The sequence below is a fragment of the Pseudomonas sp. TWI923 genome (assembly GCF_039673365.1).
In the GTDB taxonomy this organism is placed as follows: domain Bacteria; phylum Pseudomonadota; class Gammaproteobacteria; order Pseudomonadales; family Pseudomonadaceae; genus Aquipseudomonas; species Aquipseudomonas sichuanensis.
In genome coordinates, this window is the sequence record NZ_JBDJLM010000060.1 from 1 (window position 1) to 21,185 (window position 21,185).

General features: G+C 64.2%; 26 protein-coding genes and 1 pseudogene. 19 read left to right on the forward strand and 8 right to left on the reverse strand.

All coding sequences use genetic code 11. The features are described from left to right. Positions 1 to 499: pseudogene (locus ABE459_RS19540) on the forward strand (PAAR domain-containing protein); the annotation flags it as partial. After that, complete coding sequence (locus ABE459_RS19545) at positions 492 to 881, forward strand: hypothetical protein (protein WP_323833321.1); 390 nt, start codon at positions 492 to 494, stop codon at positions 879 to 881. The pseudogene ABE459_RS19540 and the gene ABE459_RS19545, both read left to right, overlap by 8 nt. Before the next feature lie 1,015 nt (positions 882 to 1,896). Here the strand turns inward: ABE459_RS19545 and ABE459_RS19550 are convergent. Together ABE459_RS19550 and ABE459_RS19555 are read right to left on the reverse strand one after the other, a co-directional pair. Beyond that, positions 1,897 to 2,610 (reverse strand): DUF4225 domain-containing protein, encoded by a 714-nt coding sequence (locus ABE459_RS19550; protein ID WP_323833323.1) that lies wholly within the window; start codon positions 2,608 to 2,610, stop codon positions 1,897 to 1,899. Further along, complete coding sequence (locus ABE459_RS19555; protein ID WP_125860227.1) at positions 2,607 to 3,089, reverse strand: Hcp family type VI secretion system effector; 483 nt, start codon at positions 3,087 to 3,089, stop codon at positions 2,607 to 2,609. The genes ABE459_RS19550 and ABE459_RS19555 overlap by 4 nt, the downstream gene beginning before the upstream one ends. 683 nt (positions 3,090 to 3,772) lie before the next feature. On the opposite strand from ABE459_RS19555, the gene ABE459_RS19560 reads away from it, so the two are divergent. Genes ABE459_RS19560 through ABE459_RS19570 form a run of 3 tightly spaced genes read left to right on the forward strand, consistent with a single transcriptional unit; the run spans position 3,773 to position 5,512 of the window. After that, positions 3,773 to 4,336, forward strand: a complete 564-nt coding sequence (locus ABE459_RS19560; protein WP_323833325.1) for a GNAT family N-acetyltransferase — start codon at positions 3,773 to 3,775, stop codon at positions 4,334 to 4,336. 39 nt (positions 4,337 to 4,375) lie between these two features. After that, positions 4,376 to 4,918 carry a hypothetical protein gene (locus ABE459_RS19565; RefSeq protein WP_323833327.1) on the forward strand — a complete coding sequence of 181 codons (543 nt, stop codon included), beginning with the start codon at positions 4,376 to 4,378 and terminating at the stop codon, positions 4,916 to 4,918. A 54-nt stretch (positions 4,919 to 4,972) separates the two neighbouring features. Beyond that, entirely contained in the window at positions 4,973 to 5,512 is a 540-nt protein-coding gene (locus tag ABE459_RS19570; RefSeq protein WP_323833329.1) for a hypothetical protein, read from the forward strand. 29 nt (positions 5,513 to 5,541) lie between these two features. Here ABE459_RS19570 and ABE459_RS19575 read toward each other — a convergent pair whose 3' ends face one another. After that, the gene (locus ABE459_RS19575) at positions 5,542 to 6,009 is read right to left on the reverse strand and encodes a DMT family transporter (RefSeq protein WP_258705060.1); all 468 of its coding nucleotides are present in this window, start codon (positions 6,007 to 6,009) and stop codon (positions 5,542 to 5,544) included. A 91-nt stretch (positions 6,010 to 6,100) separates the two neighbouring features. On the opposite strand from ABE459_RS19575, the gene ABE459_RS19580 reads away from it, so the two are divergent. The 4 genes from ABE459_RS19580 (at position 6,101) to ABE459_RS19595 (ending at position 8,442) form a co-directional block, all read left to right on the forward strand. Next, positions 6,101 to 7,021, forward strand: a complete 921-nt coding sequence (locus ABE459_RS19580; protein ID WP_323833332.1) for a LysR family transcriptional regulator — start codon at positions 6,101 to 6,103, stop codon at positions 7,019 to 7,021. Between the two features lie 33 nt (positions 7,022 to 7,054). Then, a complete protein-coding gene (locus ABE459_RS19585; protein WP_258643101.1) occupies positions 7,055 to 7,441 on the forward strand; it encodes a lysozyme inhibitor LprI family protein in 387 nt (128 codons plus the stop codon). 140 nt (positions 7,442 to 7,581) lie between these two features. After that, entirely contained in the window at positions 7,582 to 8,022 is a 441-nt protein-coding gene (locus ABE459_RS19590; protein WP_258705057.1) for a type II toxin-antitoxin system antitoxin SocA domain-containing protein, read from the forward strand. 3 nt (positions 8,023 to 8,025) lie between these two features. Continuing rightward, on the forward strand, positions 8,026 to 8,442 hold the full coding sequence (locus tag ABE459_RS19595) for a hypothetical protein (protein WP_125465449.1): 417 nt from the start codon (positions 8,026 to 8,028) through the stop codon (positions 8,440 to 8,442). Positions 8,443 to 8,541: 99 nt separating this feature from the next. Here ABE459_RS19595 and mnmH read toward each other — a convergent pair whose 3' ends face one another. Further along, positions 8,542 to 9,648, reverse strand: a complete 1,107-nt coding sequence (mnmH, locus tag ABE459_RS19600; protein WP_125860213.1) for a tRNA 2-selenouridine(34) synthase MnmH — start codon at positions 9,646 to 9,648, stop codon at positions 8,542 to 8,544. After that, complete coding sequence (gene selD, locus ABE459_RS19605) at positions 9,648 to 10,682, reverse strand: selenide, water dikinase SelD (protein ID WP_323833337.1); 1,035 nt, start codon at positions 10,680 to 10,682, stop codon at positions 9,648 to 9,650. The genes mnmH and selD overlap by 1 nt, the downstream gene beginning before the upstream one ends. Positions 10,683 to 10,851: 169 nt before the next feature. On the opposite strand from selD, the gene ABE459_RS19610 reads away from it, so the two are divergent. Genes ABE459_RS19610 through phnE form a run of 4 tightly spaced genes read left to right on the forward strand, consistent with a single transcriptional unit; the run spans position 10,852 to position 14,082 of the window. After that, positions 10,852 to 11,706 carry a putative selenate ABC transporter substrate-binding protein gene (locus ABE459_RS19610; RefSeq protein ID WP_323833339.1) on the forward strand — a complete coding sequence of 285 codons (855 nt, stop codon included), beginning with the start codon at positions 10,852 to 10,854 and terminating at the stop codon, positions 11,704 to 11,706. Then, on the forward strand, positions 11,703 to 12,497 hold the full coding sequence (locus tag ABE459_RS19615; RefSeq protein ID WP_323833341.1) for an ATP-binding cassette domain-containing protein: 795 nt from the start codon (positions 11,703 to 11,705) through the stop codon (positions 12,495 to 12,497). Before ABE459_RS19610 ends, ABE459_RS19615 begins: the two co-directional genes overlap by 4 nt. Further along, positions 12,491 to 13,318 (forward strand): ABC transporter permease subunit, encoded by an 828-nt coding sequence (locus tag ABE459_RS19620; RefSeq protein WP_125465445.1) that lies wholly within the window; start codon positions 12,491 to 12,493, stop codon positions 13,316 to 13,318. Before ABE459_RS19615 ends, ABE459_RS19620 begins: the two co-directional genes overlap by 7 nt. Then, positions 13,315 to 14,082, forward strand: coding sequence for a phosphonate ABC transporter, permease protein PhnE (gene phnE, locus ABE459_RS19625; RefSeq protein WP_323833343.1), 768 nt, complete (start codon positions 13,315 to 13,317; stop codon positions 14,080 to 14,082). The genes ABE459_RS19620 and phnE overlap by 4 nt, the downstream gene beginning before the upstream one ends. A gap of 3 nt (positions 14,083 to 14,085) precedes the next feature. Here the strand turns inward: phnE and ABE459_RS19630 are convergent, their stop codons facing one another. Continuing rightward, positions 14,086 to 14,874 (reverse strand): lysophospholipid acyltransferase family protein, encoded by a 789-nt coding sequence (locus ABE459_RS19630; RefSeq protein WP_323833345.1) that lies wholly within the window; start codon positions 14,872 to 14,874, stop codon positions 14,086 to 14,088. Beyond that, complete coding sequence (olsB, locus tag ABE459_RS19635) at positions 14,874 to 15,629, reverse strand: L-ornithine N(alpha)-acyltransferase (protein WP_110994904.1); 756 nt, start codon at positions 15,627 to 15,629, stop codon at positions 14,874 to 14,876. Before olsB ends, ABE459_RS19630 begins: the two co-directional genes overlap by 1 nt. 146 nt (positions 15,630 to 15,775) lie before the next feature. Here olsB and ABE459_RS19640 point away from each other — a divergent pair, with 146 nt between their 5' ends. From ABE459_RS19640 to ABE459_RS19665, 6 genes are all read left to right on the forward strand, one after another. Next, positions 15,776 to 16,663 (forward strand): acyl-CoA dehydrogenase, encoded by an 888-nt coding sequence (locus ABE459_RS19640; protein WP_323833348.1) that lies wholly within the window; start codon positions 15,776 to 15,778, stop codon positions 16,661 to 16,663. Positions 16,664 to 16,813: 150 nt separating this feature from the next. After that, the gene (locus tag ABE459_RS19645) at positions 16,814 to 17,890 is read left to right on the forward strand and encodes a serine hydrolase (protein WP_323833350.1); all 1,077 of its coding nucleotides are present in this window, start codon (positions 16,814 to 16,816) and stop codon (positions 17,888 to 17,890) included. Further along, a complete protein-coding gene (locus ABE459_RS19650; protein ID WP_258705047.1) occupies positions 17,887 to 18,183 on the forward strand; it encodes an amidase in 297 nt (98 codons plus the stop codon). The genes ABE459_RS19645 and ABE459_RS19650 overlap by 4 nt, the downstream gene beginning before the upstream one ends. Before the next feature lie 44 nt (positions 18,184 to 18,227). Next, a complete protein-coding gene (locus ABE459_RS19655; protein ID WP_125465437.1) occupies positions 18,228 to 18,821 on the forward strand; it encodes a YceI family protein in 594 nt (197 codons plus the stop codon). Position 18,822: 1 nt separating this feature from the next. Next, the gene (locus ABE459_RS19660; RefSeq protein ID WP_125465436.1) at positions 18,823 to 19,980 is read left to right on the forward strand and encodes a phosphatidylserine/phosphatidylglycerophosphate/cardiolipin synthase family protein; all 1,158 of its coding nucleotides are present in this window, start codon (positions 18,823 to 18,825) and stop codon (positions 19,978 to 19,980) included. 74 nt (positions 19,981 to 20,054) lie between these two features. Further along, on the forward strand, positions 20,055 to 20,633 hold the full coding sequence (locus ABE459_RS19665) for a DJ-1/PfpI family protein (RefSeq protein ID WP_323833353.1): 579 nt from the start codon (positions 20,055 to 20,057) through the stop codon (positions 20,631 to 20,633). Between the two features lie 152 nt (positions 20,634 to 20,785). Here the strand turns inward: ABE459_RS19665 and ABE459_RS19670 are convergent, their stop codons facing one another. After that, positions 20,786 to 21,184: a nuclear transport factor 2 family protein gene (locus ABE459_RS19670; RefSeq protein WP_125465434.1), complete on the reverse strand. Its 399-nt coding sequence runs from the start codon at positions 21,182 to 21,184 to the stop codon at positions 20,786 to 20,788. Position 21,185: the final 1 nt, after the last annotated feature.

Below are 21,185 nucleotides of genomic sequence, written 5' to 3' on the forward strand. Positions count from 1 at the left end.
GCGCAGCGCTTTTCTCGGCAAGTACCTGAACCTGGGGCAGCACGAGGATTTGCGTCGTGGGCTGGGGATCTCGACCAAGAGCCTGGTGCATCACTGGTCGAAGGCCGGCGCGCCGGGGGCGATTCCTGGGTATGCGACGCACCTGGATGAGGTGGCGAAGATGACCAAGTACCTCAAGTACGGCGGGCATGTGGCGGTGGGGGTGGGGGCGACATCGTCGTACATGAAGATCTACGAGGCGTGCCGGGCGGGGGAGACCGAAACGTGCAAACGGATTAGGTTCACTGAGACAGGCAGTTTCACCGGTGGTTTATTGGGTGGATCTTTAGGCGCAACCTTGGGAGGCTATGCAATCAAGGCGGTCTGTCGTTTCACTCCCCATGGCAGAGCTATTTGTGGTGTCGCCGTTGTTGGTGCTGGATCCTTTGCTGGTAGTTCAGGGGGGGGCGCTGGAGGCGAGGCGTTGGGAGAGTTCATTCATGGAGTCATCTATGACTGATCCCGCCAATTGGCCTGTTGCTGCAAAGTTGATTCTATTGTTGGTGCCCACGCTAATTATCATAGTCGGAATGTTCGCGACGTGGCTGGTTGCAGGTACGCAGCATTTTTCTGCTCTGTGCGAGGCGTTCAAGAATAGTCGTGGTTTGGAAGATGATCGGAAACTATGGGGTACATTGACACTCCGCTCGCGTGTGGTGATTGTCGCGGGCGTAAGTGTTGGTGTGGTCTGGCCAAAATTTGGCATTCGTCATGGCTGGTTGAGTGAATGCGATTATCGGACTGTTCCGATTTTTTTAAAGCGTTGTCTGCAACTGTCATTTTGGGCCAACACCCTAGGGACATGTTTGCTGGCGGTAAGTTACTGCCTGATAAAGTGCTGAGACCGGGGACACGCTGGGCATGTCGGCAGGGTTTTCTATAATCACGTAGCACGTCGAATTCTGCCGTCTGCATCCATACCGGAGGCTGACACTGGATAATATGTCGGACATGCCTTGTCCTAGGAGCGGTGGTTCGCCGCTGCGGCGCTTATGGTAGGTCTCAGCAAGTGATGGGCTATTTTTTAGCACTTCCTGAAAACGCCCAGCAGTGGAAGAGAATCATGAATATTGATGAAAAGAAAATCAAATCTCGGAAATTCATATAGGTCTCTTCGATGTCTATGGAAATCGAAAAACTTCTGTGCTCGATCAAGTGTAAATAAAGTCCTGCGGTTGCTGTGTTGTAGAGGTAGCTTGTGATAGCGGTGGCTAGTGAGTGAGGATTTTGAATGGCGTGGCGCCTCAAGATGACTGAGGAGCATATGTCTGATGCGACAAAAAGAGCAAGTGCAAAAATCATTCGCGAAAATATTCTTTGATTCAGCGTTGGCGTCAATGATGCGTTTGGAAAAAAACATGCGGTCTTACGGTTGAACTGCATCCGAGCCATACCATGCCTCAAATACCGTGCGCTGACCGTATAGGCGAAGGCAGTCAGGCGCGTAGAGGCTTGTTTGACGCTCCAATATTCATGCCCCAGCGGGTAGTAACCCTGGCGAGCGCTTATGTTTGGTCTCGCCAGGCGTAATGAGTGCAATAGCTACGAGTTTTGAGTCCTCGAAGGACATTATGGGGTATCGTTCAGTGCCTCCTAAAAATGCCCAACTATGAAACAACATCATGAGTAGGCAGGAAATGAACAAGAATGGCCATAAGCTGATTGATAAATCCATGGCGTCGAAGACTAGCAAGAATTTCTGGTGAGCCATCAGGTGCAAATAAAGTGCGCTAGCTATTATGTTGTATATAAGGCTGGCGATGGCGCCGACCCAGAAGAAAGGTCTTGCAATCAAGTAGCGTCTCAAACAGATAGAGATAGTGATGTCAGATAGCATGAAGGCAGCAAGCGCGAGCATCATTTGCGAAAATATTCAGCGATCAGTTGCTGCAGTGTCACGGTGCTGACGACCATTTCCATAAATATTGTATGGTGGCCCATTATTCGTATTGCCTGGGTTCGATCGATGTCGTGATATTTGAATAGGCGCCATGCGCCCGGTTTTAGTACCTTTCTAAAAAATAGATTGTATCCGCCCAAGCCAATATCTGCCGTATAGTAAGCCATGTTTCCCTCTCGCTCTTCAAAGCCAAGCTTCTTTGCTGCATATTGATATGCTTTACGAAGTGGTCCCGTTGTGTTGCTCTGTTTATTCCAGATGCTACTTCCGTTCTCGTAGACGTTGTTTGCACCATGGGCGAATACCGGAGCCCCGAAGAAAGAGCACAAGAGAGGGCCTGTTGCACATGCACCGGCTCCCGCAGCCATTTGACTCACCCCACCAAGAAGACCAATGGTCTGCTGGCCGAGTGTTGCTGCTTGCACCAATAATTCGGCTTGTTCCCCCTTGAGCAGCTTCATCCCTTCCTCTGGACTCAGCTGCTGCATCGCCACCTTGTCAACAACCTGCTTTGAAAAATAAGCAATCTCCCGATTGAACTGCATCCGAGCCATGCCATGGCTCAAATGCCGTGCGCTGACCGTGCAGGCGAACGCAGTCAGGCGCGTAGCGGCTTGGTTTACATCCCAATAGTCGGGCCCCAGCGGATAGTTACCTTGACGAGCGCTCATGTGAGGTCTCGCCAGGCGACATGGGCCGAGGTGCTGCCGGTGTGGTGGATCCAGCTGATATCGCGGTAACGGATTGCCAGGTGTTCCTGGGCCTCCTGGTCGCTTTGCAGCATGCTGTGAGGCATGTCCACGCGCTGCTCCACCAGCACCGCGCCGCCGAGCTTGATGGTGAAGTAGCGTTCCAGAAGCCCGGCGGGGTTGGTGCGGTAGAAGTTGAGGTTGCATTCAAGGCGTTCGCCGCTGTCCAGAGCCTGGGCCAGCAGTGGGGTCGCCTTGTCGACGAACTTGGTGATCAGCACCGGTTGGTGCAGGGCACGCTGGCTGTCGTCGCCGATCAGCTGATGTGCGACTGAGAGCACCATCACCTCGTCGGTGTGTCCCGCCTGGCAATGATTGCCAATCGAGGCCTCGGTGGAGCAGCCAGCGGAAATCAGGCCCTGACGGTCGCCGTTGATGGACAAGTAGCTGAGATAAGCCATGGGTTCACTTCTCTGGGTTGAAAAGAGTAAAACCCTAGGGCAATGGCAGCGGCGAGGATGCAGGACGGCTCCGATGGCCGGCTCGGAATCAGCGGCATCCTGTGCGGCTCAGGTCCTACAAGGCGATGTGGTGGATAAACATCAGAGCCCGCTGAGGTGACTGATGCTGCTACTGCCTTGAGACATACACCAAGGCGGGCTGCGGTACTTTCACAGGAATAATTGGCCCGAAACAAACTGTGGGAGCTGCGGTTCGCCGCTGCGACTTGCCAGCGATGCGCCGCGCGGGCGGCGCTCGATCTCATAGGCGCTGCAAAAACATCGGCAGGCACCTGGTGGCCTTCACCCAATCTCCCGCCATACACCTGACGGCCATTACCCAATCCTGATTACCCAAGGCCAGCGGTGTGATGCCCAAGGGCCTGTATTGGGATCGCATGTGGGCCACAAGGTGCAGGGCGGAAGATTTTCAGCGCCTATGAGATCGAGCGCCGCCCGCGCGGCGCTTCGCGGGTAAACCCGCTCCCACAGTTTGTTTCGGGCCAGTCTTTCCTGTGCCATCACCTCGTCCGCCTTGTTGGCACGACACGCCATCGCGGTGGGCGCCGTTTGTTTTCCCGGATGCCAGACCAGGCCACTGTCGCTAGACTGTCATCTCCCCACCACCGGACAGGAGTCCCGGCGTGCCTGACCCCCGCAGTTTCCCCCGCGACCTGAGCCTGCAAAGCCCACGCCTGCAGCTGCGCCCCATGCGCCATGGCGATGCGCAGCAATGGCTGACCATCATGGCCGACCCCGAAGTGATGCGTTACTGGTACCACGCCCCATGGCAGACCCTGGCCGAGGCCGAGAGCGCCCTGGCCGCCGACCGTGAAGCCTATGCCGCCGGCCAGTTGCTCAAGCTGGGCATGTACCGCCGCGACAACGACGAGCTGATCGGCATGGTCCAGCTGTTCAACCTCGAAGAGGGCTCGCGCCGGGGCGAGATCGGCTACTGCCTGGCCAAGTCCGTCCAGGGCCGCGGCTACATGGACGAAGCCCTGACCTGCTTCATCGACTACCTGGCCCACACCCTGCACCTGCGCCGCCTGGAGGCGGAAATTGACCCGCGCAACCAGGGCTCGGCGCGCACCCTGGAGCGCCAGGGCTTCGTGCTCGAAGGCACGCTGCGCGCGCGCTGGTGCGTGGCCGGCGAGCTGTCCGACTCGGGGCTTTACGGGTTGCTGCTCGAGCCGCCTGTTGCCTGACGTTCGGCAGCGCCTTTGGATAATGGATGGAGCCTGCGGTTGCCTGTTTTCTACGTGAGTTTCACGCTTGTACTGTTCCTGCTGAGCCTGTGTTTCGACGGCCTGTTGATGGGCGTCGATGGGCATATGCCGGCCTTGCAGATACTGATCATGGGCCCCTGGGGCATCGCCTTCGGGCTCTACCAGTGGTTTGCCAACCCGCTGCTGGGGCTGGCGATACTCGCCCGTCGGCGCTTTCGCCGGGTGGCGCTGGGCGCTGGGGTGATCGCCCTGGGCCTGGCGCTCAGTTGCCTGGGCATCGAGCGGCTGCCGGACAACCGTAGCTACGATTTCCTGCCACTGACCGGCTTTGGTGCCGGGTACTACCTCTGGGCCCTGGCGATTCTGCTGTTCTGCCTGGGGCAGGGGTGGTGGTGCCGCAAGGCAAGTTCGGCGAAAGGCATGCCGGCTTGGCGCTGGTTCGATGGGCTATTGATCGCGGTGCTGGTGGCGACGATCGTTGTTGCGACCAACATGCCGAGCCTGGGCGTACGGATCAGCCCATCGGCCGAGGCGATGGAACCTGCACCGGGTTTGGAATGACAGCGAGGGCTGGGTTAAGGTCGCACTTCGTCCCGCTGCCACCAGGTGCTTTACTTGCCCGCCTTCTACCTGACCACAAGCTTGGCCCTGTACCTGCTGAGCCTGGCGTTCGACGGTGCCTTGACCGGTGCCGGGCGGCATTTGCCGGCATTGCAGATGCTGCTGTATGGGCCGTGGGGCATCCCGTTCGGGCTGTACCAGTGGTTTGCCAACCCCTTGATGGCCTTGGCGGTCCTTGCCCATCGCCGGTTCCGGCGGCTGGCGCTGGCGTGCGGCCTGCTGGCGCTGTACCTGGCGGCCAGCAGCTTCGCGGTCGAACGGCTGCCGGATAACCAGAGCTATGCCTTCCACGACCTCAGCGGTTTTGGCGCGGGGTTCTACCTGTGGTTGATGGCCATCCTGGTATTTACCCTGGGGCAGGCGTGGTGGTGCTGGAAGGCCAGCAGCGCCGCCGAGGTGCCGGGCTGGCGCTGGCTGGATGTGGCATTGCTGGCGGCGCTTGGGGCAACGTTCTGCTACGCCACGCAGATGCCTGAGCTGCAATTCGAACCGCACAAGGTGATCATGCCGCCCGAGCAACCGCAGGCCTTTTGAACCATCGCGGGGCAAGTCGCATCGGCGAATCAACGCACGGTCCCCCACTGCACCACCAGCATCCCCACCACGATCATCCCCACCCCGGCCAGGCGCAGCAGGTTGACTGGCCGTTCCGGCAACCCCATCAGGCCGAACTGGTCGATCAACAGTGACGACAGCACTTGCCCGGCCACCACGCAGACGATGAACCCGGCAGCGCCAAGGCGTGGTGTCAGCACCAGCGCCGCGGTGATGTAGAGCACCCCGGCAACCCCGCCGAACCACGCCCACCACGGGGCCTGGGCGAGGTTGTGCAACTGCGGCAGCGGCGCGCGCATCAGCAGCAGGGCGGGTACCAGCATCAGCAGGCTGACCAGCAACGACACCCCCGCCGCCCACAACGGATGCCCCAGCAAGCGCCCAAGGGCGGCGTTGCTGCCTGCCTGGAAGGGCACGGCGGCGCCGGCGAGCAGGGCGATCAGCAAGGGCAGGGCGGCAAAAAGGCTGTTGGGCATGGTGTCTACTCCTGTGCGAAACACTGGTATCAGTCTGTGATATGCACTTGAATGATGGAAATTCGAATTCTGTAGAGGCTGTATTCGCCACATGGATGATTTGCGCCGCATCGACCTCAATCTGTTGCTCACCCTGCATGCCCTGCTCAGCGAGCGGCATGTCTCGCGGGCGGCTCTGCGCCTGCACCGCAGCCAACCGGCGGTAAGCCACGCGCTGGCCCAGCTACGCGAGATTTTCGCCGACCCGTTGCTGGTCCGCCGGGGCGGCGGGTTACAACTGAGCGCCCGTGCCGAAGCCCTGCGCGAGCCTTTGCAGCAGGCGCTGCAACAGCTTGATGGCCTGCTCGGCAGCCCCGGCTTCGAGCCCGGCCGGGCGCGCCGCACCTTCCGCCTGGCGATGTCGGACTACGGCGCGCGGGTGGTGCTGCCGGCGTTGATGCGGCTGTTGCGCGAGCAGGCGCCGGGCATCGACCTGGTGGTGTCCCAGGGCAGCCGCGAGGCGATGCTCGGGCAACTGATCGATGGTGAGACCGACCTGGCGCTGGGTGTATTTCCCGAGTTGCCTGCCGAGGTTTGCGAGCAAGTGCTGTTCGAGGAGTCGTTCGTCTGCCTGGCCGACCGTGGCACGCTACCGCCGCGCGGCGGGCTGGACTTTGCCCAGTGGCTGGCCCGCCCCCATGTGCTGGTGGCGGTACGCCCGGGGATCGACAACGAAATCGACCTGGCCCTTGGCGCGCTCGGTGCGCGCCGCCGCATCGCCCTCAGCCTGCCGCACTGGGGGGCCGCCCAGGGGCTGCTTGCCGGCACCGACCTGGTGCTCACGGTGGCCCGCCGCAGCCTGGCGGGCGCCCGCCTGGACCCCGCCTTGCGCCAGTTCCCGCCACCGCTGGCGATCGCGCCATTCACGTTCTGCCAGGCCTGGCATTCGCGTCGCGAGGGGGATGCCGGGCACCGTTGGCTGCGCAGGCAACTTCAGACTTTGTGTACGGCCCCGGCGTTGGCCGAGTGCTAGGCTGTGGGCCGATCACCCGTGAAAGGATTACCCATGCTCAAGCGTTATCTGCTTGCCGGCAGCACCCTGCTGGCCATCACTGCGGCCCAGGCCGAAGATTACTCGGCCAGCTACACCCAGTGCATGGACAAGGCTTCCAGCACCCTGGCCATGGGCGCCTGCATCCAGGCCGAGACCAAATTGCAGGATGAGCGCCTGAACCGTGTCTACAAGCAATTGATGGCCAAGCTCGAGGGCCAGCAGCAGAAGGACCTGCGCGAGGTGCAGCGCAGCTGGATCAAATACCGCGACGGCAACTGCGCGTTTCACGGTAGTTTGAGCAGCGGCAGCCTCTACCGTATCGAAGGGGCGATGTGCGTGATGGACATGAGCAAGGACCGCGCGGCGGAGCTGGAACGGGTGCTCAGCCCAGGGCAGTGATGCAGCATCAGCTTACAGATTGGTGCTGTCACAACCCCCCCTGCGGGTTTCATCAATGCGCTTTGAGCTGTATTTTTGTACAGCCTCGGCAGGGCAATGATTGCGCTGCCGGGATGGCTCATTACCTATGGGAGGGCGTCATGCCTGACAGCATCGATGTCGCCAATCACTTCCTCACGCTGGAAGGTGAGGCCGGCGAAATCTCCAATCTCAAGCTACAGAAGCTGGTCTATTACGCCCAGGGTTTCAGCCTGGCGCTGCTTGGCAAGCCACTGTTCGAGGACCGTATCGAAGCCTGGATGCATGGCCCGGTAGTGCCTGAGCTGTACCGCTGTTTTAGCCAGCATGGTTCCAACCCCATCCCCGCACCGGTTCTGTTCAAACCTACGATGTTCTCCCGCGAGCAGTCGCGGCTGATCGCAGAGGTGTTCGAAGTGTATGGCCAATATTCCGCCTGGAAGCTTCGCCAGTTGACCCACGAGGAAGACCCTTGGCGGGACAACTATCGGGAGGGCGCATTCAGCCGGGAAATACCTCGGCACGAGATGGAACGGTATTTCAGGAACCACCTGGTGAATTGAACCATGGCACGCAAGCGGATCAAGGATCGAGACGCACACAGCACCCAGATCAAAGCGCGGCAAGTCGCTACCGGTGTGGATGACTCCGAGTTGAAGCCCCCGGTTTTTTCCTTGGAGTACCTGCAACCGGGATGGTGCATTGAAGATTGCCAGCAACTGGAGCGAGCCAAGATGCTGCAGAGGCTGCGCCAGCTCAGCCAGCGCACCTGGCGGGACATCCGCCAACTACACCGACACGGCTACGGAACCGAGACCATCGCCCATGGCAGCATCAAGGCTGCACTGCCCTCATTCCTTACCGAAGATGTTCGACTGTTGGCGTTCAGGGCCTATGACTTGGTGGCGATGGTCGGCTATCGCAGTGGCCGGGTATTTCATGTGATCTGGATTGATCGACAGTTCAAACTCTATAACCACTGATGTCTGCGGCCTTCGCGGGGCAAGCCCGCTCCCACAGGTACCGCGCAAGTCTTGAGCTCACGCGGTCGGTGTGGGAGCCGGCTAGCCGGCGAAGCGCCCTTAGTGCTGCCCGCGCCGGGCCCTGGCCTTGAGGTACTCGCGCACTTCCCGCGCATCCCCGGCAAACTCGATCCGCCCGGCCTTGGCGTCGCGCTGGTAGGCGTACATCGGGTCGTAGTATTCCTTGAGCAACCCTTCGATCCAGCCCCGGTGCAGGCTCACATCACCGCTGCGCAACTGCTCGTCGAGGGCCTGGCCGAGCAGCGCGGACAACCGCTGAAAACGCTCGCCGCCCAGGCGCTTGTGGATATTGGCCATACTCTGGCGCAGGCGCTCGGCATACAGCCTGCGGCCTTCTTCTTCACCGTGCACCGCAACGAACTCGGCGCACAGGTTAGTCACGTAATCGCGCAGGATACGCGCCACGCGGCTGTCGAAACTGTCCTCCAGCCACACCAGCGGGTAGTGCTGCATGCCTTGGTAGAGTTCCAGCGGCACCGTGCAGCTGCCCACGATGCGGCCCTCGTCTTCCAGCACGAACTGGCCGATGCCCCGGTCGCGCTTTTTCAACACATCGATGGCCAATGCGTTCTCGAAGTCGATCTGCGCCGGTTGGGCGGTGGCGCGTTTGCCGAAGCTGGAGCCACGGTGGTTGGCATGGCCTTCGAGGTCCAGCACGTTGTCCAGCTGGTGCAGCACGTCGGTCTTGCCGGTGCCGGTGAGGCCGCCCAGCAGCACGAAATCGCACTGCTCGACCGCCTGCTGGGTGGTTTCCAGCAGCAGGGTGCGCATGGCTTTGTAGCCACCGACCACCTTGGGGTAGTGGATGCCGGCTTCCTTGAGCCAGCCCTGGACGATCTGCGAGCGCAGGCCGCCACGGAAGCAATACAGGTAGCCGTCGGGGTGGGCCTGGGCGAACGCCGCCCAGGCTTCCAGGCGTTGCGCTTTCACTGCGCCGTTGACCAACTGGTGGCCAAGGGCGATGGCGGCGGCCTGGCCCTGCTGCTTGTAGCAGGTGCCGACCTTCTGCCGCTCCTGGTCGGTCATCAGCGGCAGGTTGACCACGCCGGGGAAGGCGCCTTTGTTGAATTCGACAGGCGCGCGCATGTCCATCATCGGCACGTCGTCGAGGAACAGTTGTTTCAGGTGGGTGCAGTCGGGGCGCATCAAATCACCTCGACTGCGTGGCTCTGTCGCTCCACCAGCTCACCGATCGGTGCCAGTTCGAGCTTCAGCTCGGCGGCCACGGCCAGGAACTCGGCTTCGCCTTCAGGGCTGACCGCTACCAGCAGGCCACCGCTGGTTTGCGGGTCGCACAGCAGGTGCTTCTGATCGTCGCTGAGGGCGCCGATCTTGTGCCCATAGCTTTCGTAATTGCGCAGCGTGCCGCCAGGGATGCAGCCTTCGGCCAGGTAGTGGTCGACGCTGGGCAGGCGTGGCACGGCGGCGAACTGCAGGCGTGCGGTGAGCTTGCTGCCTTCGGCGACTTCGACCAGGTGGCCGAGCAGGCCGAAGCCGGTGACGTCGGTCATGGCTTTGACGCCGTCGAGCTTGCCGAAGCGGCTGCCCGGGGTGTTGAGGGTGCACATCCAGTCGCGGGCCAGGCCACGGTCCTGGTCGCGCAGCTTGGCTTTCTTCTCGGCGGTGGTGAGGATGCCGATGCCCAGCGGCTTGGTCAGGTACAGGCTGCAGCCAACGCTGGCGGTGTCGTTGCGCTTGAGGTGGCGCTTGCTCACCACGCCGGTGACGGCCAGGCCGAAGATAGGCTCGGGGGCGTCGATGGAGTGGCCGCCGGCCAGCGGGATGCCGGCTTCGGCGCACACGGCGCGGCCGCCACGGATCACTTCGCGGGCCACTTCCGGCGGCAGCACGTTGACCGGCCAGCCGAGGATGGCGATGGCCATCAGCGGGTCGCCGCCCATGGCGTAGATATCGCTGATGGCGTTGGTGGCGGCGATGCGGCCGAAGTCATAGGGATCGTCGACGATGGGCATGAAGAAGTCGGTGGTCGAGACCACGCCGCGCTCGTCGTCCAGGGCGTACACGGCGGCGTCGTCGCGCGAGGCGTTGCCGACCCACAGCTTCGGGTCAAGCGCCTGGGCCCCGCTCTCGGCGAGGATCACGTCCAGCACCTTGGGGGAGATCTTGCAGCCACAACCGGCGCCGTGGCTGTACTGGGTCAGACGAATCGGCTCGCTCATACGCACCTCTGCACAAATAGTGGCGCGATTGTAGCAAAGCTGGCCTTTGCGCCAGCGGCTCTTATAATTCCACTGCCTCGACGCACTGTTCATGGGGCCTTGCTCCTGCGTGGGAGCGGGCTTGCCCCGCGATGCGATCCTGACCCTATACCGCTACCGGAGAACCCCCATGCTCAAACGCCCTCTGGCACTCGCTGCCGGCCTCGTGCTGTCCTGCTGCGCCGTCGTTGCCCAGGCCGCCGATGTACTGCGGGTCAGCGCCATCCCCGATGAAGCGCCGACCGAACTGCTGCGCAAGTTCAAACCGCTGGGCGACTACCTCGAGAAGCAGTTGGGGATGGAGGTCAAGTTCGTCCCGGTCGCCGACTACCCGGCGGTGGTCGAGTCGCTGGCCAGCAATCGCCTGGACCTGGCCTGGCTGGGTGGCTTCACCTTCGTCCAGGTGCACCTGAAGGACCCGACCGCCACCCCGCTGGTGCAGCGTGAACAGGACGCCCAGTTCACCAGCAAGTTCATCACCGCCAACCCCGACGTGAAGAGCCTCAAAGACCTCAAGGGCAAGACCTTCGCCTTCGGCTCGATCTCGTCCACCTCCGGCAGCCTGATGCCGCGCTACTTCATGTTGAAAGAAGACAACATCAAGCCCGAGGACTACTTCAGCCGCGTTGCCTACTCCGGTGCCCACGACGCCACCGTGGCCTGGGTGGCGGCCGGCAAGGTCGATGGCGGCGTGCTCAACGCGAGCGTGTGGCAGAAGCTGGTCGATGCCGGCAAGGTCGATACCAGCAAGGTGAAAGTGTTCGCCACCACCCCGACCTACTACGACTACAACTGGACCGTGCGCGGCAACATGGACCCGGCGCTCAAGGAAAAGATCAAGCAGGCCTTCCTCGCCCTCGACCCGGCCAAGCCTGAGCAGAAGGCGATCCTCGACCTGCAGGCCGCCAGCCGCTTCATCGAGACCAAGCCCGAGAACTACCAGGGCACCGAGCAAGCCGCGCGCGAGGCCGGCCTGCTCAAGTGAGTATCCGTCTGCAAGGGGCCGGCCTGCGCCATGGCCAGGTCCAGGCCCTGCACGCAGTCGACCTGCGTATCGAAACGGGCGAGCGGGTAGCGATCATCGGCCCGTCCGGGGCGGGCAAATCCAGCCTGCTGCACCTGATGGCCACGGCGGTGCAACCCAGCGCCGGGCGCCTGGAATTGTTGGAAACGCAACCCTGGGCCCTGTCGGCAGGCGCCCGCCAACACCTGCGTGCGCGGGTGGCGCTGGTGCACCAGGCGCCACCGCTGCCGCCGCGCCAGCGGGTGGTGACGGCGGTACTGGCCGGGCGCCTGGGGCAGTGGGGCACCTTGCGTGGCTTGCTCAACCTGCTGCACCCCAGCGATGTGCCTGGCGTGCGCCAGGTGCTGGCCGAGTTGGGCCTGGCGGACAAATTGTTCGTGCAGTGCGGGCAGTTGTCCGGTGGCCAGTTGCAGCGGGTCGGTATCGCCCGGGCGCTGTATCAGCAGCCGCAGGTACTGCTGGCCGACGAGCCGGTGTCGGCGATGGACCCGGTGCTGGCTGATCACAGCCTGGCACTGCTCAACCGCCACGCCGTGGCCCAGGGCGTGACGCTGGTGGCCAGCCTGCATGCCGTGGAACTGGCGTTGGCGCACTTCCCGCGGGTGGTCGGTATCCGCGAGGGCCAGGTGGCCTTCGACTGCCCGGCCACGGCGGTGACCCAGGGCCTGCTCGATGCGCTCTATGCCAACGAACAGCTTGGGTCACCTGTTGCCCCAGGCCCGACCCTGACCGTGCAGATCCCGCGATGCTGAACACTGACGCCCGCGATCCGGCGGCGCTGCCGCGTCTGCTGGTGACGCTGCTGTGCCTGGCTTTGCTGTGGCCAGGGTTGCAGCTGAGCGAATTGAACCCCGGTGTGTTGCTTCAGGCAGAAAACCGTCAGCAGATGGCCAGCTTCGTCGCTGGCTTCTGGCCGCCGGCCCATGACCGCGATTTCCTCGGCCTGCTGTGGCAGGCCACGTTGCAGACCCTGGCCGTGGCGACCGCCGGCATGACCCTGGCGCTGCTGCTGGCGCTGCCTGCCAGCTTGCTGGCGAGCCGTGCGTTGTCGCTGCGTGCGGCGTCCCGGGGCGGCAGGGCAGGCGGCTGGTCGCGGACCCTGCGGCTGCCGGTGCGGGGGCTGCTGGTGTTTCTGCGCAGCGTGCCGGAGATCGTCTGGGCGCTTTTGTTCGTGCGCGCCGTGGGCCTGGGGCCGACCGCCGGAGTGCTGGCCATCGCCATCACCTACAGCGGCATGCTGGGCAAGGTCTATGCGGAAATCTTCGAGTCGGTCGACCAGCGCCCGGCCCACGCCCTGATGCAAGCCGGCAGCGGGCGGCTGGCGGCATTCTGCTACGGCATCCTGCCCAACGCGGCGGCCGAAGTGGTGTCGTACACCGTGTACCGCTGGGAGTGCGCGGTGCGTGCCTCGGTGGTGATGGGCTTCGTCGGCGCCGGCGGCCTGGGGCAGCAGATCGACTTGTCGATGCGCATGTTCGCCGGCGCCGAGGTGGCGAGCATGCTGCTGGCGTTCCTGGCGCTGGTGACCCTCGCCGATATTCTCAGCCGCCTGCTGCGCGGGAGGTTGGCATGAACCGGGCGATCAACCTGCTGGTGCTGCTGGCGATCGTTGCCGCGGTGCTGGCCTCGTTCGCCTACCTTGAGCTGGACATGCAGGCCGTGGTCGGCAATGGCGGGCTGGCGCAGATGGGCGAGTACGCCGGGCGCTTCCTGGCCCCGGACCTGTCCGCCGGGCATCTGCGCGCGGTGGGCTGGGGCGCCTTGGAAACCCTGGCCATGTCCGGGCTGGGCACCTTGCTGGCGATGGTCCTCGGCATGCTGCTGGCACTGCCCGCCGCTGGCAGGTTCGGTTGGCCGTTGCAGGGGGCGACGCGGTTGCTGCTCAATGCGCTGCGGGCAATTCCTGAGCTGGTCTGGGCCGCGCTGACCGTGCTGGCCGCAGGGCTGGGGCCCAATGCCGGGACCCTGGCGTTGGCGCTGCACACTGCCGGGGTGCTCGGCCGTCTGTTCGCCGAGGCGCTGGAGAATGCGCCGCCTGAACCGGCGGCGGCGATCCGCCTGCAGGGCGGCAGCCAGGTGGCGGCGTTCTGCTTCGGTACCTTGCCCAACCTGTGGCCGCAGTTGCTGGCGTACAGCCTGTACCGCTGGGAGAACAACATCCGCATGGCCAGCGTGCTGGGCTTCGTCGGCGCCGGCGGTCTGGGGCAGATGCTCTACACCACCCTGAGCCTGTTCCAGGAGGCCCAGGCCAGCACGGTGATCATCGCCATGCTGGTGCTGGTGCTGCTGGTGGATGCCTTCAGCGACCTGTTGCGCCAGCGCTACGTGCGCGCCTGAACCTCAGGCCGCACGCGCCTGGCGTCGCGGCACCGCTTCTACCGGCTCGGCGCCGAACAGTGCCCGTTGAATCGCCTGCTGGGCCTGGAAGGCCAGCGCGGCGCGTTCCTTGTCGGCGCTGGTGACCGGCGCCAGCAAGTGGATCACCACTTCGCCACGGTCCTGGCCGAACAGGCGCATCAGGTGTGACACCAGGTCGTCCTCGCCAATGAAGGGGGCGATCGGGTCCGGCTTGCCAGCGCGCAGGTACTGGATCGCCACCGGTTGCAAGGGGGTGCCGTGGTCGATGGCCCCGGCCAGCAGGCGGCCATGGAAGGTACGCAGGCTGCGGCCATCGGTGGTGGTGCCTTCGGGGAAGATCAGCAGCGGTTGCTGCTGCTCCAGCTGGCCGCTGATCTGTTCGCGCAGGCGCTGGCCGTCGCCACCGCCACGGCGGATAAACAGGGTGCCGGCCTTCTCGGCCAGCCAGCCGGCTACTGGCCAGTGGCGCACTTCGGCCTTGGACAGGAACGACAGCGGGGTGAGCATGCCGAGCAGTGGGATATCGGTCCAGGACACATGGTTGCTGACCCACAGCATCGGCCGCTGCGGCAAGGTGCCGAGCACCCGTACCTCGAACGGCAGGGCGCCGACCAGGCGCTGCATGAACATGCGCGTCCAGCGCTGGCGGCGTGCGAGTGAAGCCTTGAATCCCAGGCGTTCGCCCACGGCGATCACGCTGGCCATGGCCAGGCCCAAGGTCAGGACCATGAACAACCGCAGCAGGCGGGCGCAGGCCCGCAGGCGCGGCATCAGACTGCCGCCTTGAAGTGACGGGCGTAGCGCGGGCAGAGGTCGTCGCGCTTGAGCAGGATGAACACGTCGGCGACCTGGAAATCCTCGTCCCAGCACGGTTCCCCGCAGATCTTCGCGCCCAGGCGCATGTAGGCCTTGAGCAGCGGCGGCATCTCGGTGATGACGTTGCCGGGGATATCCAGGCTGGGCAGCGGGTTCTTCGGTTCGGCGCGCAGGTGTTCGGTGCACAGGTAGCGGTCGCGCAGGCGCTGCATGATCGCGTGGGCCTGCACGCCGCCATCCTGCATGGGGATGCTGGCGCAGCCCATCAGGTAGCTGTAACGGCCTTCGTTGAGCACCTCTGCCAGCTCGCCCCAGAGCACGGCGATGGTGCCGCCGTTGCGGTAGTCGGCATCGACGCAGGTGCGGCCCAGTTCAAGGATCGGGCCTTGCAGTTGCAGCAGGCCGTGCAGGCGGAACTCTTCTTCGCTGTAGAAGCGCCCCAGGCTGCTGGCGGCCTGGTGGTCGAGCAGGCGGGTGGTGGCCACCAGCTGGCCGGTGGCCAGGTCACGCACGCCGATGTGGCGGCAGTGGATGTCGTAGTCGTCCATGTCCAGGCCCTGCTCGGCGCCTTTGAGTTTGGCCTTGAATTCTGCGCTGAACACCTTGTAGCGCAGGGCCTGTGCTTCCTGCAGGGCTGCCTCGCCAACCAGGCGTTCGGCTTGCAGACGGCGTTCAGGGCTGTTGTCGCCAGAGCGAGCGATCCGAGTCATTGCGAGTCTCCATAAGCCAGCCAAAGGGTTGCGGCCGGTCGGCTTTGTTGTGCAAAGTCAGCCTAGGTAGGGGCGGTGTCACCCCTGTGAACCTTTGGTGATGCTTGCGTGACACCCACCCACAAGCCCTTTTCAAGGAGCGTCCCATGGCCTGGTTGCAACGACTCAACGACCCGCTGCGGCATCCGCTGGCGGCCACCCTTGGCGAAACCTACGCGGCATTGCTCGAACGCCTCGGGGGCGTCAGCCCGTTCGAGCTGGCGGTGCTCGGCGGGCGGGCCATGGCCACGCCGGGGCTGGCGTTCCTGGTGGGCTACCAGGCCGCCTTGCGTGTGCTTTGGCCCAGCGCCCCGGCCAGCCTCGGCGCCTTGTGCGCCACCGAGCGGCGCAGCGTGCGCCCGGCCGACATGCATACCCGCCTGGAGGGCCTGCGCTTGACCGGCAGCAAGGACTTCGTCACCGCAGGGCTGGATGCTGAATGGCTGCTGGTGGCGGCGCGCAGCGAACTGCCCGGCGAGGCGGTACGGTTGCAGTTGGCGGTGGTCTACCCCGGTGAGCCGGGGGTGACCGTGGAGGCCTTGCCGACCTTGCCGCTGATGCCCGAGGTGGGGCATGGCCGTGTGCGCCTGGACGAGGCGGCCTGCGAGCTGCTGGCCGGCGACGGCTGGGATGCCTACGTCAAACCCTTCCGCTCCCTCGAAGACCTCTATGTGCTCGCCGCGCTGGTGGCCTGGCTGCATGGCGTGGCCCAGGAATGCGCGTGGCCGCAGGCGTTGCGTCTGCGTTTGATCGGCTTGCTCGCCGGCTGTGCCGAAGGCAGTCGGCAGTGTGCCGACAGTGTTGCCTGTCACCTGTTGCTGGGTGGGTTGTTCGCGCAGTTCGAGAGCCTGCGCGCCGAGATCGACAAGGCCTTTGGCAACGGGCCTGGTCACTGGGCGCAGCTGTGGCAGCGCGACCAGGGGGTGTTGGCGCTGGCCAGCGCTGCCCGGGAAAAGCGTCTGGGCAAGGCCTGGAGCGCTGCAGGATTGTCATGAAAGCCTGAGAGGCTGGGTGATCCGTTGAACCGGGGCCGCTGTGCGGCCCTTTCGCGACACAAGGCCGCTCCTACAAGGGATCGCGATTCCCTGTAGGAGCGGCCTTGTGTCGCGATGGGCTGCAAAGCAGCCCCATTTCAGGCGATCAATATGAAGGCACTGTGGTTGATTCTGGCAATGGCGGTGAGCCCTGTCCGGGCCGAAGACTGGCCCATCCCCACCTGGCCGGTCGACCCTGCCGCCATCGACTGGCAAGCCGTCGACACCTACGCCTTCCCGTCACGCACCACCGACCGCAGCGGCATCCGCACCGACGCCCTGCTGATCATCCGCGATGGCCGCATCATCCATGAGCGCTACACCGCCCCGAGCCGCGCCGACACCCCGCACCTGGCCTGGTCGGTGAGCAAGAGCGTACTGGCGACGGTGATGGGCGTAGCCTTAGGCGAAGGCCGCTTCAAGCTCGATGATCCTGCCGCCCGCTATTACCCGCCCTTGCAGCAACATCCCGAACTGCGGCTGCGCGACCTGCTGCACTGGGCCAGCGGCCTGGCCTGGCAGGAGGACTACGAATACGCACCGCTCAAGTCATCGGTGGTGGCCATGCTTTACACCCGTGGCCGCGCCGACATGGCGGCCTACACCGCGGCCATGCCCGCCGCCAGCGCGCCCGGACAGCGCTTTGTCTATTCCAGCGGTGACAGCAATCTGCTGGCTGCCACCTTGCGTGGCATGCTCGATGCCGGCCAATACCATGACTATGCCTGGCAGGCGCTGTTCACCCCGCTGGGCATCGACAGTGCGGTCTGGGAGCGCGATGAGGCCGGCACCCTGGTCGGCTCCTCTTACCTGTACCTGAGCGCTCGCGACCTGGCACGCATCGGCCTGCTGATGCAGCGCGGCGGACGTTGGGGCGAGCGGCAGTTGTTGCCCGCCGACTGGGTGGCGTTCAACCGCACCCTGTTCGCGCAGGCCGAAGCGATACCCGGTGAGGCCAACCCGGGCGGCCACTGGTGGCTCAACCAGCCGCTAGCCGGCCAACCCTTGCCCTGGCCCGACGCACCGGCGGATAGCTTTGCGGCGCTCGGCCACTGGGGGCAGGCCTTGTATGTGCTGCCGGCGCAGAAGCTGGTGATCGTGCGCTACGCCGATGACCGCGACGGTAGTTACAGCCACAACGAACTGCTCAAGCGCGTGCTGGCCGCACTGGCCGGGGAGGGTGCATGAAGCGGATTACCCTGCTACTGGTTGTGGCCCTGCTGGCCTGGGCCTGGCACGAACGCCAGGCGCTGGCGGACTTCCCCGGCATCCTCTCGGCCTATTCGGCCAAGGAGTATTGCTCGTGTCGCTTTGTCATGGGTTTCGACCAGGCCTATTGCCGTGGCTATGTGCAGCAATATCTGCCGCTGGGCCTGCTTGAGGAAGACAGCGCTGGCCGCCGGGTCAGCGCCGAGGGTTTGGGCCGGCGACACGAGGCGGCCTGGCAGGGCGCGCGCGCGGGCTGCCGCTTGCTGCCGTGAAACCGGGCGGTTAAGGTTGACGGCCTTGTGTAACAGGATTTCACATGTTCAAGCCGTCCCGTGTTCTGCCCTCGCTGCTGCTGCCCCTGTTCCTGGCCGCTGGCTTGCCCGCCCATGCCAACTGGCACCTGGATGGCGAGTCGTCGCGGCTGTCTTTCGTCACTGGCAAGAATGGCAATATTGCCGAAGTGAACCGTTTCCTGGTGCTGCATGGCACGGTCGATCGCAAGGGCGCGGCCGAGGTGAGCATCGAGATGGACTCGGTCAGCAGCGGCATCCCGCTGCGCGACGAGCGCCTGCGTGACGAACTGTTCGAAGTAGAACGCTTCGCCGACGGCAAGGTGCAGGCGCAGATCGACCTGCGCCCGATCAACGACCTGGCCAACGGTGCCCAGCTGGAGCTGCGCCTGCCGGTGAGCGTCACCCTGCATGGGCAGACCCACAACTACGACACTCTTTTGCTGGCCACGCGCCTGGACGAACGGCGCTTCCAGGTGGTGACCCTGGAGCCGCTGGTGCTGCGTGCCGATCACTTCGGCCTGCTGCCGGGGCTGGACAAGCTGCGCAAGCTTGCCGGGCTCAAGTCCATCAACCCGTCGGTGCCGGTGAGTGCGGTGCTGATCTTCAACGCCCGCTGACATGCCGGGGCCGGTCTTCCCCTGGCGGGATGGCAACCAGTTCGAACTGTTGATCGACGGCCCCGAATTCTTTCCGCGCATGCTGCTGGCCATCGTGCGTGCCGAGTTCCAGGTTGACCTGGAGCTGTACCTGGTGGAAGGCGGCGCCTGCGCCGAGGCGGTGGTGGATGCCCTCGAGCAGGCCGCTCGACGTGGCGTGCGGGTACGCTGCCTGTTCGACGACTACGGCTCGCTGGCCTTCCCGACGGCCCTGCGCCAAAGGTTGCTGGCCGCCGGCGTCTACCTGCGCTGGTACAACCGCCTGCGCTGGCGCCGGGGCTTGCGCAACCTGTACCGCGATCATCGCAAGCTGCTGCTGGTGGACGAGCGCTGGGCGGTGGTCGGCGGCACTGGCGTGACCGACGATTTCTGGCAGCCCGACGAACCCACCAGCGAATGGCACGAAGTGATGGTGGGTATCCAGGGGCCGTTGGTCGGCGACTGGCAACTGCTGTTCGACCGTCAATGGACCGCCAACCAGCGGCGTACCGCCTGGCGCCCACCCGAAGGCTTTGGCCTGCCGCGCTTGCCGCAGGTGCCGGCGCAGGGGCAGGGCATGGGCCGGGTGGCCTATGCCGATGCCCGCCAGCACAAGGACATCCTGCATGCGCTGGTGCGCGCATTGAACAGCGGCCAGCAGCGCATCTGGCTGGCCACCCCGTACTTTTTGCCCACCTTCAGCGTGCGCCGCTCGTTGCGCCGCGCCGCGCAGAAGGGCGTCGATGTGCGCCTGCTGCTCACCGGCCCGCGCACCGACCACCCGGCGGTGCGCTACGCCGGCCACCGTTATTACCCCCGGCTGCTGCGCGCCGGGGTGCGAATCTTCGAATACCAGCCGTGCTTCCTGCACCTGAAGATGGTGCTGGTGGACGACTGGGTCAGTGTCGGGTCGTGCAACTTCGACCACTGGAACCTGCGCTTCAACCTTGAAGCCAACGTCGAAGCACTCGACCCGCCGCTGACCGCCGCCGTGGCCGCCAGCTTCGAGCGCGATTTCGCCCAGAGCCAGGAAGTCGACCTGGCCCGCTGGCATGCCCGCCCATTGTGGCGGCGGGTGCAGCAGCGGTTGTGGGGCTGGCTGGATCGGTTGGTAGCCAACCTGCTCAATCGACGCGACTAGCGGCTTATATCGCTGGCCGGCAAAGCGGACTATCGTGCTGGGATTGTTCCCATGCAACGGAAGGAGTGGATGCGATGACGGCGAAGAAGATTCTCATGTTGGTCGGTGACTACGTCGAAGACTACGAGGTGATGGTGCCGTTCCAGGCCCTGGCCATGGTGGGCCATACCGTCCATGCGGTATGCCCGGAGAAGATCGCGGGCCAGACCGTGCGTACGGCGATCCACGACTTCGAGGGCGAGCAGACCTACAGCGAGAAGCCCGGGCACAACTTTGCCCTGAACTACGATTTCGTCCAGGTGCGGGCCGAAAGCTATGACGCGCTGCTGATCCCTGGCGGGCGGGCACCGGAGTACCTGCGCCTGAATGACAAAGTGCTGGAGCTGGTGCGGGCGTTCGACCAGGCGGGCAAGCCGATTGCAGCGGTGTGCCATGGTGCGCAGTTGCTGGCGGCGGCCGGGGTGCTGGAAGGCCGCGAGTGCAGCGCCTACCCGGCCTGCGCGCCGGAAGTGCGGCTGGCGGGTGGCAAGTTCATCGACATCGCGGTGGACCAGGCGCATGTGGATGGCAACCTGGTGACGGCGCCGGCGTGGCCTGCTCATCCGGCTTGGCTGGCGGCGTTTCTCAAGGTGCTGGGGACGAGGATCACCTGACCTTCTGCCACAGAACTGCACATGAGTGGTTGATTTAGCAGGGGCCTGTGGGAGCGGCTTTAGCCGCGAACACCGGCGAAGCCGGTGCCATTACCGCGTCGCTTGCTTCGCGGGTAAACCCGCTCCCACAGGGTACGCGGCCCGCTGATCTTTCAGCCCACCTGCTCGACCCAGTCATTGAGGTTGTAGTAGTTGCTCACCCGGGCAATCTTGCCGCAGTGAATGTAGAAGAATGCCCCCGCCGCCAGCACATACTTCTGCCCATTGGCCGGCGGCAACCCTTCATCGTCGGCCAGGTACTCGCCATGCACGGTGAACTCCGCCGCCGCGCGGTTGCCTTCGGCGTTCTGCATCACCACCAGATCGGCCAGCCGCTCGCGGTAGCAGCGGTTCATCTTGTCCATGAACGCGGCAAACCTGGCCTTGCCCATCTGCCGCTCACCCTGATTGATGTCATGGATCACGTCTTCGCTGAGCAGGGCGAGGAAGGCGGGCATGTCGCCGGCGTTGAAGGCGTTGTAGTAGGCGGTGACGAGTTCGGTAGCGGTCATG

What these genes read in the sequence shown, in the direction of transcription:
- ABE459_RS19545 (WP_323833321.1), top strand. Translation starts at nt 492, where the DNA reads ATGACTGATCCCGCCAATTGGCCTGTTGCTGCAAAGTTGATTCTATTG.
- ABE459_RS19550 (WP_323833323.1), bottom strand. Translation starts at nt 2,610, where the DNA reads ATGAGCGCTCGTCAAGGTAACTATCCGCTGGGGCCCGACTATTGGGAT.
- ABE459_RS19555 (WP_125860227.1), bottom strand. Translation starts at nt 3,089, where the DNA reads ATGGCTTATCTCAGCTACTTGTCCATCAACGGCGACCGTCAGGGCCTG.
- ABE459_RS19575 (WP_258705060.1), bottom strand. Translation starts at nt 6,009, where the DNA reads ATGCCCAACAGCCTTTTTGCCGCCCTGCCCTTGCTGATCGCCCTGCTC.
- ABE459_RS19580 (WP_323833332.1), top strand. Translation starts at nt 6,101, where the DNA reads ATGGATGATTTGCGCCGCATCGACCTCAATCTGTTGCTCACCCTGCAT.
- ABE459_RS19585 (WP_258643101.1), top strand. Translation starts at nt 7,055, where the DNA reads ATGCTCAAGCGTTATCTGCTTGCCGGCAGCACCCTGCTGGCCATCACT.
- ABE459_RS19590 (WP_258705057.1), top strand. Translation starts at nt 7,582, where the DNA reads ATGCCTGACAGCATCGATGTCGCCAATCACTTCCTCACGCTGGAAGGT.
- ABE459_RS19595 (WP_125465449.1), top strand. Translation starts at nt 8,026, where the DNA reads ATGGCACGCAAGCGGATCAAGGATCGAGACGCACACAGCACCCAGATC.
- mnmH (WP_125860213.1), bottom strand. Translation starts at nt 9,648, where the DNA reads ATGCGCCCCGACTGCACCCACCTGAAACAACTGTTCCTCGACGACGTG.
- selD (WP_323833337.1), bottom strand. Translation starts at nt 10,682, where the DNA reads ATGAGCGAGCCGATTCGTCTGACCCAGTACAGCCACGGCGCCGGTTGT.
- ABE459_RS19610 (WP_323833339.1), top strand. Translation starts at nt 10,852, where the DNA reads ATGCTCAAACGCCCTCTGGCACTCGCTGCCGGCCTCGTGCTGTCCTGC.
- ABE459_RS19620 (WP_125465445.1), top strand. Translation starts at nt 12,491, where the DNA reads ATGCTGAACACTGACGCCCGCGATCCGGCGGCGCTGCCGCGTCTGCTG.
- phnE (WP_323833343.1), top strand. Translation starts at nt 13,315, where the DNA reads ATGAACCGGGCGATCAACCTGCTGGTGCTGCTGGCGATCGTTGCCGCG.
- ABE459_RS19630 (WP_323833345.1), bottom strand. Translation starts at nt 14,874, where the DNA reads ATGCCGCGCCTGCGGGCCTGCGCCCGCCTGCTGCGGTTGTTCATGGTC.
- olsB (WP_110994904.1), bottom strand. Translation starts at nt 15,629, where the DNA reads ATGACTCGGATCGCTCGCTCTGGCGACAACAGCCCTGAACGCCGTCTG.
- ABE459_RS19640 (WP_323833348.1), top strand. Translation starts at nt 15,776, where the DNA reads ATGGCCTGGTTGCAACGACTCAACGACCCGCTGCGGCATCCGCTGGCG.
- ABE459_RS19645 (WP_323833350.1), top strand. Translation starts at nt 16,814, where the DNA reads ATGAAGGCACTGTGGTTGATTCTGGCAATGGCGGTGAGCCCTGTCCGG.
- ABE459_RS19650 (WP_258705047.1), top strand. Translation starts at nt 17,887, where the DNA reads ATGAAGCGGATTACCCTGCTACTGGTTGTGGCCCTGCTGGCCTGGGCC.
- ABE459_RS19655 (WP_125465437.1), top strand. Translation starts at nt 18,228, where the DNA reads ATGTTCAAGCCGTCCCGTGTTCTGCCCTCGCTGCTGCTGCCCCTGTTC.
- ABE459_RS19660 (WP_125465436.1), top strand. Translation starts at nt 18,823, where the DNA reads ATGCCGGGGCCGGTCTTCCCCTGGCGGGATGGCAACCAGTTCGAACTG.
- ABE459_RS19665 (WP_323833353.1), top strand. Translation starts at nt 20,055, where the DNA reads ATGACGGCGAAGAAGATTCTCATGTTGGTCGGTGACTACGTCGAAGAC.
- ABE459_RS19670 (WP_125465434.1), bottom strand. Translation starts at nt 21,184, where the DNA reads ATGACCGCTACCGAACTCGTCACCGCCTACTACAACGCCTTCAACGCC.